The following is a 13,900-nucleotide window of genomic DNA, read 5'->3' on the forward strand; positions in this document are numbered from 1 at the left end:
CGATGGCGCCTATTAGTGTCGAATCCGGGCCGGAGACGGCCAGACCACAACGCGACAGGAGTGGGCGCACATGGGTGAACTGAAGCTCGGATACAAAGCATCGGCGGAACAATTCGGCCCCCGTGAACTGGTAGAGCTGGCGGTACTGGTCGAGGAACACGGCCTCGACAGCGCCACGGTCAGCGATCATTTCCAGCCGTGGCGGCACAAGGGTGGCCACGCGCCGTTCTCCCTGGCCTGGCTGGCCGCGGCGGGTGAGCGTACCGAGCGGATCCTGCTCGGTACCTCGGTACTCACCCCTACCTTCCGGTACAACCCCGCCGTGATCGCGCAGGCGTTCGCGACCCTGGGCTGCCTGTATCCGGGACGGGTGATGTTGGGGGTGGGCACCGGTGAGGCACTCAACGAGATCGCCACCGGTTACTCCGGGGAATGGCCGGAGTTCAAGGAGCGCTTCGCACGGCTGCGCGAATCGGTCGACCTGATGCGTGCCCTGTGGACCGGCGCGCGCACCGATTTCGACGGCACCTACTACAAGACGGTCGGCGCCTCCATCTATGACGTCCCCGAAGGCGGGATCCCGGTCTACATCGCCGCCGGCGGCCCGGTGGTGGCCCGGTACGCGGGCCGCGCCGGCGACGGGTTCATCTGTACCTCCGGTAAAGGCATGGAGCTGTACACGGAGAAACTGATGCCGGCGGTGGCCGAAGGCGCGGCGAAGGTGGACCGCGAGGTCGGCACGATCGACCGGATGATCGAGATCAAGATCTCCTACGACACCGACCCCGAACTCGCGCTGGAGAACACCCGCTTCTGGGCCCCGCTGTCGCTGACCCCCGAGCAGAAGCACAGCATCCACGACCCGATCGAGATGGAGGAAGCGGCCGACGCGCTGCCGATCGAGCAGATCGCCAAACGCTGGATCGTCGCCAGCGATCCCGACCAGGCGGTCGAACTGATCCAGCCGTACGTCGACGCGGGCCTGAACCACCTGGTCTTCCACGCTCCGGGTCACGACCAGAAACGCTTCCTGGACCTGTTCCAGCGTGACCTGGCGCCCCGGTTGCGGAAACTGGGGTAGCGGACAGCGGACGCGGGGGGGTCGTCCCGGTCAGCACGTCGCGCCACCCGAGCAGGTGTCCGCTCCCGGTCGGCGCACCACCCGGGACCGACCTTCGCGAACAGCCGCACACCCCCTGTGCCGAGTTCAGCGAGGCCCTGAAAGGGTCGAGGCCCGCGTCCCGCCCCTTGGCCGAAGCTGTCGACGGCTCCCACTCCGCGAACGGCGGACCGTACATCGCAGGAGCCGAAAGCTCGAGTCCCGAGGCCTGAACGGCGGGACCAGGGGGCCTCGGCCCCGCGACGCCGCAGACGTCGCAATGAACACAGCTAGGCTCTCAAGCATGGCCGAGGTAGCTGCGTCCAGTGTGTACATCGCGTCGCCGGAGGGCGATACCGGTAAGTCGACCGTGGCGCTCGGCGCGCTGCAGATGCTGTGCGCGACCGCCGCGCGGGTAGGGGTCTTCCGGCCGATCACCCGTTCGGCCACCGAACCGGATTACATTCTCGAGCTGCTGCTCGAGCACAGCACCGCCGATATCGAGTACCGGCAGGCGGTGGGGGTCGGCTACGAACAGGTGCACGCCGACCCGGATGCCGCGATCTCCGAGATCGTCATGCGGTATCACGAGGTGGCCGCGGTATGTGACGCCGTGGTGATCGTGGGCAGCGACTACACCGATGTGGCGAGTCCCAGCGAGCTGCGGTTCAACGCCCGGATCGCGGTGAATCTGGGAGCGCCGGTGCTGCTGGTGGTGCGCGGGGCGGGCCGGTCGGCCGTGGAGGTCGAGCAGCTCGTGGAACTGTGCACCACCGAGCTGAAGTCCGAGCACGCGCAGCTGGTGGCCGTGGTCGCGAACCGCTGCGCGCCCGGCGAACTCGAGGTGGTCCGGGAGGCGCTGGCGCCCTTCGGGGTGCCGTCGTGGAGTCTGCCGGAGGTGCCGCTGTTGATCGCGCCCACCATGGCGGAGTTGCGCGAGGCGCTGGACGGCGAGATGTACAGCGGCGACCCCGAACTGCTGGACCGGGAGGCACTGGGGGTGATGGTCGGCGGGATGACCGCGGAACATATCCTGGAGCGGCTCTTCGACGGTGTGGTGGTGATCGCTCCCGGCGATCGCTCCGATGTGCTGCTCAGTGTGGTCAACGCCCATGAGGCGGAGAGTTTCCCGTCGCTGGCCGGGATCATCATGAACGGCGGGCTGCTCCCGCATCCGGCGGTCGCCCGGCTCATCACCGGGCTCAAACCGCGATTACCCATCCTGACCACGGATCTGGGCACCTACGAGACCGCCGGGGTGGCGCATCGCACCCGCGGCCGGATGTCGGCGCACAATCCGCGCAAGGTGGATACGGCGCTGGCGCTGATGGAAACCCATGTGGACGCCCCGGATTTCCTGCGCCGGCTGGAGGTCCCGCGGTCCAGTGTGGTGACCCCGCAGATGTTCGAATACCAGCTCATCGAACGTGCCCGTGCGGACCGTAAGACGATCGTGCTGCCCGAGGGCGATGACGACCGGGTGCTGCGGGCGGCGGGCCGGGTGCTGCAACGCAAGATCGCGGATCTGATCATCCTCGGTGACGAGACGGCGATCCGGGCCCGGGCCGCGGAGCTGGGCGTGGATATCGCCGGCGCGCGGGTGCTCGACCCGCGAACCTCGGAACATCTCGCTGATTTCGCCCGCGAGTACACGGAATTGCGCAAACACAAGGGGATGACCCTGGAACGGGCCCGGGAGACCGTCGCCGATATCTCCTATTTCGGCACCATGATGGTGCATCGGGGGATCGCCGACGGCATGGTGTCCGGGGCGGCGCACACCACCGCGCATACGATCCGGCCCTCGTTCGAGATCATCAGAACGGTACCCGGGGTCTCGACGGTGTCGAGTGTGTTCCTCATGTGCCTGTCCGACCGCGTATTGGCCTACGGCGACTGCGCGGTGGTGCCGGATCCGAGTTCCGAACAGCTCGCCGATATCGCCGTGTCCTCGGCCGCCACCGCGACCAGGTTCGGGATCGACGCCCGGGTGGCCATGCTCTCCTATTCGACCGGTGAATCCGGTAGCGGCGCGGATGTGGACAAAGTGCGGGTGGCGACGGGGCTGGTCCGGGAGCGGGCGCCCGAACTGCTGGTCGAGGGGCCCATCCAGTACGACGCGGCTGTCGAACCCACCGTCGCCGATGCCAAACTTCCCGGCTCCGAAGTGGCCGGCCGCGCTACGGTTTTCATCTTTCCCGACCTCAATACCGGCAACAACACCTATAAAGCGGTGCAGCGCAGCGCGGGTGCGGTCGCGATCGGGCCGGTGCTGCAGGGGTTACGTAAACCGGTGAACGACCTGTCCCGCGGCGCACTGGTCACCGATATCGTGAACACGGTGGCCATCACCGCTATCCAGGCACAGCACCAGTGATCGCGCCGCGGTCCGTGGAGGAGCAGACAGCGGTGGACGGCGACCTGGTGCTGGTGGTCAATTCCGGTTCGTCCTCGATCAAATATCAACTCGTCGCGCCGGAATCGGGCACCGTGGTGGCGGCCGGACTGATGGAGCGGATCGGTGAGAGCGGCGGCGGCGCGCTCGAACACACCGCCGACGGACGGACCCTTTCCGACCACGTCACCATTCCCGATCATACGGCCGGGTTGCGCCTGGCGTTCGAGAAGTTCGCCGAGACCGGGCACGATCTGGCGAGCGCGGGCGTCACCGCGGTCGGGCACCGGGTCGTCCACGGCGGTGAGGTGTTCTACCGGCCCACGCTCGTCGACGACCGGGTACTGGCCACCATCGACGAGTTGTCGGCGCTGGCACCGCTGCACAATCCGGCGAACGTGCGCGGGATCGAGGCGGTGCGCACCCTGCTGCCCGGCGTCCCGCAGGTCGCGGTGTTCGATACCGCGTTCTTCCACGGGTTGCCCGACGCCGCCAAGACCTACGCGATCGACGCGCAGGTCGCGGCCGCGCACGGTATCCGCCGGTACGGTTTCCACGGCACCTCGCACGAATATGTCTCGGGCCGTGTCGCCGAATTCCTGGGCCGGCCGGCCGAGTCACTGAAACAGATCGTGTTCCATCTCGGCAACGGCGCGTCCGTCTCGGCGCTGCGGGGCGGGCGGCCGGTGGACACCAGCATGGGGTTGACGCCGCTGGAGGGCCTGGTGATGGGGACGCGACCCGGGGATCTGGACCCCGGGATCATTCTGCATCTCATGCGCACCGCGCAGCTGGACGTCGACGGCGTCGACCGCCTGCTCAACCGTCGTTCGGGCCTGCGCGGGATGGCGGGGGTCAACGACTTCCGGGAATTGCGGCGGCTCATCGGCGAAGGCCACGAGCCGGCCCGGCTGGCCTACGACGTCTACGTGCACCGTCTCCGCCACTACCTCGGTGCGTATCTGATCGAACTCGGTGGGGTCGACGCGATCACGTTCACGGCCGGGGTCGGCGAGAACAATCCGGACGTGCGCGCCGACGCGCTGGCCGGCCTGTCCGGGTTCGGGATCGCGGTGGACCGCGATCGCAATACGGCGCCGGAGCGGACCGCGCGGCGGATCTCCCCGCCGGACGCGAAGGTGGATGTCCTGGTGGTGCCGACGAACGAGGAACTCGCCATCGCCCGCGCGGCCGCCGCCCTCACCGAAAAGGCCTGATCCCACCGCGTTTCAGTAGCAGGTGAGCGGCTGTAGCGAATCACCGGCCTGCGGTCCCAGCGTCGCGTAGGCCGTCGCGATGGCGGTCACCGCGCGCCGCAGTTCGGGTTCGGGGCTGGTGTAGGGCAGCCGCAGGAAACGTTCGAACGCCCCCTGGACCCCGAATCGGGGGCCCGCCGCCAGCAGCACTCCATGATTCGGCGCGGTGGCGGCCAGTGCCGTGGACACCGGTGTGGGAAGCTGCGCCCACACCGACATCCCGCCGACCCCGGGCAGCGCGTACCAGCCGGGCAATTCCTCGGCCATGGCCGCCAGCAATGCCTCCCGCTGGCTACGCAACTGCGCGCGGCGGCGCTCGAGAATCGGGTCGGCGTGCTCGAGCAGGTGGACCGCGGCCAGCTGATCCATCACCGGGGTGCCCAGGTCGACGGTCGCGCGGATACCGAGCAGCCGGGTGATCAGCGATTCCGAGGTGCGGATCCAGCCCACGCGCAGTCCGCCCCAGAAGGATTTCGAGGCCGAGCCGATGGTGACCACCTCCGACCCCTTCGCGAACGCGGCGACCGGCGAGACCGGCGCCTGCGCGCCCAACGACAGATCGGCCATGGACTCGTCGATGATCAGGGTCATCCGGGTGTCCCGGGCGATGGCGGCCAGTTCGGCGCGGGCCGTGTCGTCCATCAGGAAACCGGTGGGATTGTTGTGGTCGGGGACGAGATAGGCCAGCGAGGCGGCGGTCTGCCGGGCGGCGCTGCGCAGCCCGTCGAGGTCCCAGGCGGCCGCCGGATCCTCCAGGCGCAGCGGAACCGGAACCGGGCGCGCGCCCACATCCCGGATGGCTTCGATGGCGTTGGGGTAGGTGGGGTGATCGATGAGGACCCGGCCCGCGGTCGGAGCCAGCACATTCAGCAGCAGCCGGAGTCCGTGCTGGGCACCGAGGGTCACCAGGATCTGGTCGGCGCCGGTGGGCAGACCGCGTTCGGTGTAACGGCGGGCCAGGGCCTCCCGCAACGGCAGGATGCCCACCGGGTCCATGCCGTGGGTACCCAGATACGACGGGATACCCTGCAACGCTACGGAGTACGCCTCCTCCATCTCCGGGGGTGCCGTCATCGCCGCATAGGTCAGGTCCACGGCCGGCGCGGCGCCGGTGGACATGGTGGCGATGATGCCGCGGGCGGCCCGGGTGCCGTCGTGCGCGATGGCCGGCGGCAGCGCGACGGTGCTGCGCGAGCCCTGGCGGGTGATGAGATAGCCGTGTTCGCGCAGGAGCGCGTAGGTGGAGGTGACGGTGGTCCGGCTGACCCCGAGGGTGGCGGCCAGATCGCGTTCACTGGGCAGAGCGATGCCGAGTGGGGCGCGCCCGTCGTGGATCAGCAGCCGGATCCCCTCGGCCAGCGCGAGGTAGGCGGGCCGGGACGATTTGCGGGCGCCACCGTCGGCCGTCGCATCGGCACTGCGCCAGTGCCCCAGATCGCGAGCCAGTCCTGTCGCGCCGATCACCCGTGTCGCCATAGGGTCCAGTATTAAGCGATTGGCTCTTTCGCGGCAAGTCCAGTTACTGGATGCTGAACATATGACACTCTTTGTGGCACTCGTGGGAGTGGGAACTTTCGGCTTCATCGCATACGACTACGTCGTGCACGAATCCCGGATCGCCGAACTACTGGGCCGGTACCGACCACTCGGTTCCGCCACCGAGGAGGCGACGAACAGTTACGAACTCGAGCGGATATATCGCGATCTGGACGCCGCCCGTTCCTACCGGGAACGGGACGCGGCCTGACGCCGGGCCGAGCGCGGCGACCGTCGCAAATCGACCAGTCCAGTTACGTAACTGGACTGGTCGATTGTCAATTCAGCGGATGCGTGCGATAGAACTCGCACGCCTGCCCGGAGAGCAGACCGTCCTCGCAGGCGAAATACGTCTGGATACAGGAGTTGGTATCGCAACCCAGCCGGACCAGTTCGTCGCGTACCCGCAGGTTGCGCTCCTGTGGGCTCTCCGGCTGCGACGACGCGGCGACCGGCGCCACCGGGACAGCGGTGCTCTGGTTGTCCGCACACGCCCCGAGCAGGAGCGTTCCGGTGCACAGCGCCGCCACGGCGGCGAATCGACCAGCGAATTTCGTAACCATGCGCACCTCCACATCCCCCGGAGTGTTCGAGCGGCCAGCGTAACCGATACCCGGACCGATGGGTACCGGGCGGTCGGGCCACCCCGGTTCCGTGACGACCCGGCGGGTACCGGAAAACCGCAGGCGACAGGCCGCGGGACGCGGTCGGGAAGCGGTTTTCCGCCCGCGGATTCTCGATCGGTCATCTCCGGTTTCGCGGCCGCTTCCGCTCATGGCCCGGGAACGCGAGATCACGAATCCGGCCGAGCCGGGCAGCATGCCTGGCCGCGCCCGCGTTGCACACCGACACACGCGCCGGGCCGGACACCGTGGCACCGCGATCGGCGGGTCCGGCCGAGCGCGCCCGCCCCGTCGATCGTCGGCCGGTTCCGAGGCGTAGTCCTACCGTAAAACCCGCACTACCTGCCGACTCCGCGAAAACCATACGCTCACACCGGTTCCACGGCGTGTGAGATCAGTACTCGCCCACCTCGCAGGCCACGCCGTCACCGTCGGCGTCGAGTTGCCACGAGTACCCGGGCCGACCGCTCCACAACGGGGTATCGGATTCGCGGCGGGCATGCGCGCAATCGATGTAATAGGGCTGCCCGTCCTTTTCGGGTTCGGCTTCGGCCCGATCGGCGGGCAGCGGATGGGAATCCTGGCTTCGATTCGACGACTGCGGGGTATCGGCGGCGGACGGGGCGGCGGCGAGCACCGACAGCGCGCCTCCGGCGATCACGAGACGGGCCAGTGTTCTTCGAGCTCTCATGGCGAAATCCTTGCGACGAGGTGATACCACCATCCTCACGCGGACCCGCCGGTTGCGAAAGGCCCTTGTTTCGCCCACCACTCGTGCGCACGGCGATCCGGGACGGCCGCACGCACGAGTGCCGGTCGATCGCGACGATGACCGCCCCGGACGGAACCACCGGTACGCCGGTCACCGTGCGGTACAGCGGATTACGGAGTGCCCGACGGCGGATCGCAGACCTTCCAGCCCTCGTCGGTCTCCTGCAGATCGAAGGTCCGGGTGGTCTGCGCCGAATCCGCTTCGGTCTGCACGGTCACCTGGGCCAGCGCGGTCCGATCGGTGATCTGTACGGCGTCGATGCCGGTCACATCGGGGATATCGCCGCCGTCGACGGCCTGCTGGTGCACCGCGGCGAACTGCTCCTCCGACAAGCCCTGGTAGTAGTCGTGCAGCCCGCCGCAGGTGATATCGCGCAGGCCGGCCAGATCACCGTTCTCCAGCGCGCCGGTGTAATCGCCGATGGCTGTACGGATCCGGGCCTGCGGGGAATCGTCACCGGAACCGATGCCGGCCACGATCGCGATCAGTGCGATCACGACCACCACGGCCGCTCCCGCGGCGATCAGCCACTTCCGGTTACCCGCGGACCCCGCCGGCGCGGCCGCCGGTTCCACCCGCTGTGGTTTCGCGATCTGTCCGGGCGCACCGTACTGCGGCGACTGCGCGACCCGGTGTTCGGCCACAGTCGGTTTGATATCGGCCGGTGACGGCGCACCGGCCGGACGCGGTGCCGCGGCCTGCGGGCGCGCGGGCCCACCGGCCGGACGCGATGCGCCCTGCGGCCCGCCGGTGCCCTGCGGTGCGGGCGCCGGCCCGCCCGGTCGCTGCGGTGCGGCCTGGTCCGGGCGGCTCGGCGCCTGCGGACCGGGCCCCTTCGGCCCCGACTGCGCCCGGGGTGTGCTCGGCGGTTTCGACAGCGGCGCCGCCATACCCGGCCCTACCCGGTCGGTACGCGCCGGCCCCTGCGGACCGCCCGGTTGTTTCGTTCCCGGGCGGCCGGGACTGCGCACCTGGCTCATATCGATGCGCTCGGTGGCGTTCGGGTCGGGTTTGCGCACCGAGATGGATTCGGTCGGTGCCTCCTCCGGCCGTTGCGGCCGGGGGATCACCACTGTCTTCGCCTCGGGACCCGCCGGCGCCGCCAGTTCGACCGTGGGGTCGGTGGCCGCGGCGCCGGTATCCGCGGTTTCGGCCGAGCCCTTTCCCGCGGCGGCGGCATCCGCGCCCGGCCCGGCTTCGGTCACCTCGTCGGCCGTCTCTCCCGCCGTATCGGGGTCCGGCACGGTTCCGCTTGCGGTGATCTCGGCGGTGGCGGCGTCTCCGGGCCCGGCCTCGCCGCCGGCCGCGGCGGCCGTCTCCGGGCCGCCGGCCGGTGCGGCAGTCCCCACCGCGCCACCGGCCGAGGCGGCAGGTCCGGCGGTGGCTGCTGCCGTTTCGCCTACCGGGCCGGCAGTCCCGGCGGTAGCCGTCTCGTCTGCTGCCGAGGCGGCAGACCCGGCGGTTACCGTCTCGGCATCACCGGCCGATGCGGCAGCTTCGGTGGTAGCCGTCTCCGCGTCACTGGCCGAACCGGCAGTTCCCGCGGTAGCCGCCTCCGCATCACCGGCCGAACCGGCAGTCTCCTCCACGCCTGATTCGGCGGCACCGGTGTCGGCTTCCGCGGACGTACCGGCTGCCGAATCCGCGCTTCGGGCATCGTTTTCCGTGGCAGCGGCGTCCATGGTCCCGGCGCCGGCGGCTGTCGCTCCGGCGGTCTGCTCGGCCGCGGCGGCGGATCCGCCCTCCTGGGATACCGGTGCCGCAGCGCCGGACGCCTCTCCCGCATCCGCCCCGGCCGACGCCGATGGAACCTCGGCGGTCACGTCATCGGGAGAGCCGGCGCCGGGCTGCCCGGAATCGCCGCCTGGCCCGCTGTCGGCAATCGACTGCTCCGATTCTCCGCCGACCGCGAGTGTCTCCGCGCCGGTTTTCCCGGCGGGCGCCGCTCCGGCGGACGGACTGTCCGCGGCGGGTTCCGGCTCGTCCGATCCGGTACCTACGCTCCGCGCGGTCTCATCGCCTGTCCCGGCCCCGCCTTTCACGACCGGCGCCGCGGCGGCGGTATCCGCGTCCGAACCCCGTATCGTCGCGTCCGCGGGTTCACCGTCCGCGCTGTCCTGGGCATCCGCCTGCTCCGCCGCCGGACCGCCCGACTCCGTAGCCGCCCCCGCTGGAACGTCCTCGGCCGTACCGTCACCATCTGCCGACTCCGACTCCCGCACGGAACGTTCGAGTGCCTCGGTCGGCGCACCGGCCGCCGCGGCAGGGCCCTTTTCGCCGGCCGCCCCCGTTTTTCCGGTCGTCTCCCCGCCGGTCGCCGAGGTCGCCGCATCCGCTGCCCGCGACGGCTGCGATCCGGATTCGGACGGCTGCGACTGCTCCGCGGCGGAGGAATCCGCGCGGGATCCGCCGCCGGTGCCGGAGTCGGATTCGGAGCGGATCGGTTCCTTGTCGTCGGTCGGGTGCGACACCTGTACCCCTCGTTGCTGGCTTATCAGAATGTGACGTAGATGGCCAGCCTATCGAGCATTCCCGCCACCCGTGCACAATGAAGCCCATGACCTCGTTCGGTGATCTGCTCGGCCCGCAACCGGTACTCCTTCCTGAACTACACGACGCGGAGGACGCGCTCGCCGCCGGCACCGATCCGGTGCGCGTCGCGGCCGATAATCCCGCCGCCTCGATCGCCTGGGCGACCCTGGCCGAAGCCGCGCTGGAGCGCGCGGCCGAGGCCGCGGAGCCGGTGAACCACGATGTCGTCGCCGCCTACGCGTTCGCCCGTACCGGCTACCACCGCGGATTGGACCTGCTGCGCCGCAACGGCTGGAAGGGCTTCGGCCCGGTTCCGTGGGAGCACGAACCGAACCGCGGCTTCCTGCGCAGTGTCGCGGCCCTGGCCAAGGCGGCCAAGGCCGTCGGAGAGTCCGACGAATACGCCCGCTGCCTGGACCTGCTCGAGGATTGCGATCCGCGGGCGGCCGGCGAACTGGGTCTGGGCTGAGCGAACCCGGAGCGTTGATCGACCCGAAATCCCCGGTGGGCCGGGCCCGGACCAGGGGTGCCGACCGGATGCGGCGGTCCTGGAAGCGGCTCCGTCTCTCGGCGATCCCGATTCTGCAGTGTTCGCTGGCGGCGGCGCTGGCCTGGTTCCTGGCCAAGGACGTCGTCGGCCACGCCCTGCCCTTCTTCGCGCCGACCGCCGCGGTGGTGTCCATCGGCACCGCCTTCGGCGCGCGGCTGCGCCGCTCGCTGGAACTGGTGGTCGGTGTCGCGGTCGGTATCGGCGTCGGCGATCTCTTCATCTCGCGGGTGGGCACCGGGGTCTGGCAGATCGCCCTGGTGGTGGCGGTGGCCATGGCCTTGGCGGTATTCCTCGACGGCGGGGCCATCATCGGTATCCAGGCCTCGGGTTCGGCCGTACTGGTGGCCACCCTGATGCCGCCGGATACCGGCGCCGGTCTGTCGCGCATGGTGGACGCGCTGATCGGCGGGCTGGTCGGGGTGGTGGTCGTCGCCGCGCTACCGTTGCATCCGGTGCGCCGGGCCCGGGAACAGGCGGCAGCGATTCTGGGGGTGATGGCCAAATCGCTCACCGAGGGCGCCCACGGACTTCTCGAACAGGATCCCGGCAAGGTGCATAACGCGCTCACCGCGGTACGGGCCACCCAGGCGCAGCTGGATTCACTGCGCAAATCGCTCGAGGGCGGCCGCGAGGTGAGCCGCATATCTCCGCTGTACTGGAATTCGCGCGGACGGTTGGAGCGTTTGCGCGCCGCGGCCGATCCACTGGACAACGCGGTCCGCAACATCCGAGTACTGCTGCGCCGCTCGCTGACCTTGGTACGCGACGACGAGATCCTCAAACCGGGCCTGATCGAGGAAGTGGAGCAGTTGGCGGCCGCCGTCGATGTGGTCCGGCGCATGATCCTCACCGATCCGGGCGAACAACCCGACCGCGCGGAGGCCGCCCGCGTGCTGCGCTCGGTGGCCAAACAGGCGCGTCCGGAACTGGTTGCGGGGGCCGGGCTGTCGGCGCATGTGGTTTTCGCCCAGATCCGGTCCACGCTGGTAGACCTGCTACAGGTATGCGGGGTCCAGCGCGTTTCCGCCCTGGCGTTGCTACCGCCCACCGTGCCCAATCCCTATGTGACACCGACGAATCGGTCCGCCGATACGGTCGGTTAGGTCCCGAGGGGCGATATCGTTCGCTACCGGGTTGCCGGAACCGGCCGGGCCTCCGATCGCGCACCGCGCGCACCTCATCGCCCGGCCACAGCCGGTATTCGAGTAGTCGACCATCTGTGCCGCGGCGGGCGGTCTCCACTAATGTGAAACGTGACCGCACCGGTGCACAGCCGGTTCGGTCGGACCCTTCCCGTGCGCCGCGTCGCCGACAGATGGCGCCCCGGCGCCGAATGTTTCGGATACCCGGACGCCGGCCCGGGCGGGAATCCGGGCCCGTCCGGCCGGCGCCGCGCCGGGCGGGCCCTCTCGGATGAGTTACGCCCAGAACCTGGTCAGATACCCGCCGTACCGGGACCACTGCTCCGATACCCCGGACAGGTCGTAGAGCGCGTACACGGCGTCGAAGAAGACCTGATTGATCGCCGGGGTGAACAGCAGGGCGAACAAGATGAGCATGCCGAAAGGTTTGAACTGCTCCAGACCGCGCCGGGTCTGGTAGCTCAGGGACGGCTCCACCACACCGTAGCCGTCCAGGCCCGGTATGGGCAGCAGATTCAGCAGGGTCGCGGTCACCTGCAGGAAGGCCAAAAAGCTGAGCCCGAACCAGAACGCCTGATGCTCCTGCGCGCTGCCGAAGAAACGCACGACCAGCAGCAACACCACCGCGCACACCGCGTTCACCCCCGGGCCCGCCACACTGATCAACCGCTGGGTGCGGGGTGGCACCTGATGGGTGTGCACATAGACCGCGCCGCCGGGCAGCCCGATACCGCCGAGTGCGATGAAAACCATCGGCAGCACGATCGACAGCAGCGGATGACTGTATTTGAGCGGGTTCAACGTCAGGTAGCCGCGCAGTTCCACCTCACGGTCCCCGGCCCGCCAGGCCATATAGGCGTGTGCGAACTCATGCAGGCACAGGCTCACCACCCAGCCGAACACCACCAGTACGAAAACACCTGCCTTGGCCCGGACCGAATCCAGGTCCGCGTCCCAGGCGAGCACACCGCCGGCCACCGCGAGAGCCACGACCAGCAGGAACACCGGGCTGGGACGGATCGCACCACGCCGCAGGGCCGGGACGCCGGGGGTCACGGCCGCCTGCCGACAAACACTCCGGCACCGATCCGCCGCCGGCGAAGGCACCCACCCACCGCAACCGGCCCGGACCGGCCGTCTCCTGGACGGTGACGGCCGAGACGCCGGCGGGGGTACGACATCAGCGGACCAGCAGCCAGGGTTCGTGATGCCGGTAGAACGTCGACCGCGGCACCACCCGGTCGCTCTGGATACCGTCGCGGTTGATCACCGCGCCCGGCGTGCCGAGCTGCGCGGCGCGCCCGGAGGTCCAGCGCCGGCGTCGGAACCGGCGCGGATAACTCGCCCGCACGCCGGGCAACTCCAGCGTGGGGGTGACGAACATGGCCCGGATCGTGCCGGAGAACAGGCGGATGTCGTCGACATAGGCCTCACCGGTCAACTGGCCGCCCTCCGGCCCGGTGATCTTGGCGCGGCCCACCAGTACGGTGCCGGTGTCGTCGCGGACCAGCGGGGTCCGGTTGGCCGAACCCTCGAGCGCCCGTTTCGCCGCGGCGTTTCCGGTGTCGAGGTCATAGGCCTGCGCGGCGTAGGTCCGCTCCAGGGGCACATAGCCGACCTCCACGTGCAACCGCTCGGTGCGCATCAGGTGGGTGAGCACAGCGGCAAGCGCCGCGTCGCCGCCCAGCACGATCAGACGCGGCAGACTGTCGGCCGCCAGCACCGGCAGCAGCTCGTCGATCAGCCCGGTGTCCGGTATTGCCCCGGTCTGCGCGGTGGGCTGCGCGGCGAGGGCGATGGGTACCGGTGCGTCGGCACAGCGGAGAACCTGGGTACTCAAACGCCCAACACCCTCCCTCGGACCGGTCACCCATGAGTGTAAAGGGTGCCCGGTGGCGACCCGCGCAACGGCCCGGCCCCGGCGACCGTTCCCCGGCGCCCCCACGGTCTCGGCTAGACTGTGCTCCCGGCTTCCTCCGCATTACGGCAGGTAGC

12 protein-coding genes are annotated in these 13,900 nt (G+C 69.7%); 6 read left to right on the top strand and 6 right to left on the bottom strand.

Annotated features, from left to right (window positions below):
• The first annotated feature begins 70 nt into the window (after window positions 1–70).
• The 3 genes from fgd to ACQPYS_RS27800 all read left to right on the top strand — a co-directional run bounded on the left by fgd (window position 71) and on the right by ACQPYS_RS27800 (window position 4,711).
• Complete coding sequence (gene fgd, locus ACQPYS_RS27790) at window positions 71–1,081, top strand: glucose-6-phosphate dehydrogenase (coenzyme-F420) (RefSeq protein ID WP_431939242.1); 1,011 nt, start codon at window positions 71–73, stop codon at window positions 1,079–1,081.
• A gap of 322 nt (window positions 1,082–1,403) precedes the next feature.
• On the top strand, window positions 1,404–3,476 hold the full coding sequence (pta, locus tag ACQPYS_RS27795; protein ID WP_431939243.1) for a phosphate acetyltransferase: 2,073 nt from the start codon (window positions 1,404–1,406) through the stop codon (window positions 3,474–3,476).
• Between the two features lie 14 nt (window positions 3,477–3,490).
• Window positions 3,491–4,711 (top strand): acetate kinase, encoded by a 1,221-nt coding sequence (locus ACQPYS_RS27800; protein WP_433491249.1) that lies wholly within the window; start codon window positions 3,491–3,493, stop codon window positions 4,709–4,711.
• 12 nt (window positions 4,712–4,723) lie between these two features.
• On the opposite strand, the gene ACQPYS_RS27805 is transcribed toward ACQPYS_RS27800, so the two are convergent.
• Window positions 4,724–6,226 (bottom strand): PLP-dependent aminotransferase family protein, encoded by a 1,503-nt coding sequence (locus ACQPYS_RS27805; protein ID WP_433491250.1) that lies wholly within the window; start codon window positions 6,224–6,226, stop codon window positions 4,724–4,726.
• A 61-nt stretch (window positions 6,227–6,287) separates the two neighbouring features.
• Here ACQPYS_RS27805 and ACQPYS_RS27810 point away from each other — a divergent pair, with 61 nt between their 5' ends.
• Window positions 6,288–6,497 carry a hypothetical protein gene (locus tag ACQPYS_RS27810; protein WP_063040739.1) on the top strand — a complete coding sequence of 70 codons (210 nt, stop codon included), beginning with the start codon at window positions 6,288–6,290 and terminating at the stop codon, window positions 6,495–6,497.
• A gap of 67 nt (window positions 6,498–6,564) precedes the next feature.
• Here the strand turns inward: ACQPYS_RS27810 and ACQPYS_RS27815 are convergent, their stop codons facing one another.
• From ACQPYS_RS27815 to ACQPYS_RS27825, 3 genes are all read right to left on the bottom strand, one after another.
• Complete coding sequence (locus tag ACQPYS_RS27815; protein WP_433491251.1) at window positions 6,565–6,849, bottom strand: hypothetical protein; 285 nt, start codon at window positions 6,847–6,849, stop codon at window positions 6,565–6,567.
• Window positions 6,850–7,303: 454 nt separating this feature from the next.
• Window positions 7,304–7,600, bottom strand: coding sequence for an excalibur calcium-binding domain-containing protein (locus ACQPYS_RS27820; RefSeq protein ID WP_433491252.1), 297 nt, complete (start codon window positions 7,598–7,600; stop codon window positions 7,304–7,306).
• Window positions 7,601–7,791: 191 nt separating this feature from the next.
• A complete protein-coding gene (locus tag ACQPYS_RS27825; RefSeq protein ID WP_433491253.1) occupies window positions 7,792–10,152 on the bottom strand; it encodes an Rv0361 family membrane protein in 2,361 nt (786 codons plus the stop codon).
• 86 nt (window positions 10,153–10,238) lie between these two features.
• Between ACQPYS_RS27825 and ACQPYS_RS27830 the strand changes: the two genes are divergently transcribed.
• Together ACQPYS_RS27830 and ACQPYS_RS27835 are read left to right on the top strand one after the other, a co-directional pair.
• A complete protein-coding gene (locus ACQPYS_RS27830) occupies window positions 10,239–10,682 on the top strand; it encodes a DUF3151 domain-containing protein (RefSeq protein ID WP_063040747.1) in 444 nt (147 codons plus the stop codon).
• 68 nt (window positions 10,683–10,750) lie between these two features.
• Complete coding sequence (locus ACQPYS_RS27835; protein ID WP_431939375.1) at window positions 10,751–11,866, top strand: FUSC family protein; 1,116 nt, start codon at window positions 10,751–10,753, stop codon at window positions 11,864–11,866.
• 315 nt (window positions 11,867–12,181) lie between these two features.
• Here the strand turns inward: ACQPYS_RS27835 and ACQPYS_RS27840 are convergent, their stop codons facing one another.
• Together ACQPYS_RS27840 and ACQPYS_RS27845 are read right to left on the bottom strand one after the other, a co-directional pair.
• Window positions 12,182–12,961 (bottom strand): site-2 protease family protein, encoded by a 780-nt coding sequence (locus ACQPYS_RS27840; RefSeq protein WP_063040749.1) that lies wholly within the window; start codon window positions 12,959–12,961, stop codon window positions 12,182–12,184.
• Window positions 12,962–13,085: 124 nt separating this feature from the next.
• On the bottom strand, window positions 13,086–13,745 hold the full coding sequence (locus ACQPYS_RS27845; protein WP_431939249.1) for a hypothetical protein: 660 nt from the start codon (window positions 13,743–13,745) through the stop codon (window positions 13,086–13,088).
• Window positions 13,746–13,900 lie beyond the last annotated feature (155 nt).

The sequence above is a fragment of the Nocardia grenadensis genome (assembly GCF_050942415.1).
Taxonomy (GTDB): Bacteria; Actinomycetota; Actinomycetes; order Mycobacteriales; family Mycobacteriaceae; genus Nocardia; species Nocardia grenadensis.

Coding starts and splice junctions, on each gene's coding strand:
- pta (WP_431939243.1), top strand. CDS start 1,404: ATGGCCGAGGTAGCTGCGTCCAGTGTGTACATCGCGTCGCCGGAGGGC.
- ACQPYS_RS27830 (WP_063040747.1), top strand. CDS start 10,239: ATGACCTCGTTCGGTGATCTGCTCGGCCCGCAACCGGTACTCCTTCCT.
- ACQPYS_RS27815 (WP_433491251.1), bottom strand. CDS start 6,849: ATGGTTACGAAATTCGCTGGTCGATTCGCCGCCGTGGCGGCGCTGTGC.
- ACQPYS_RS27835 (WP_431939375.1), top strand. CDS start 10,751: ATGCGGCGGTCCTGGAAGCGGCTCCGTCTCTCGGCGATCCCGATTCTG.
- ACQPYS_RS27810 (WP_063040739.1), top strand. CDS start 6,288: ATGACACTCTTTGTGGCACTCGTGGGAGTGGGAACTTTCGGCTTCATC.
- ACQPYS_RS27805 (WP_433491250.1), bottom strand. CDS start 6,226: ATGGCGACACGGGTGATCGGCGCGACAGGACTGGCTCGCGATCTGGGG.
- ACQPYS_RS27820 (WP_433491252.1), bottom strand. CDS start 7,600: ATGAGAGCTCGAAGAACACTGGCCCGTCTCGTGATCGCCGGAGGCGCG.
- fgd (WP_431939242.1), top strand. CDS start 71: ATGGGTGAACTGAAGCTCGGATACAAAGCATCGGCGGAACAATTCGGC.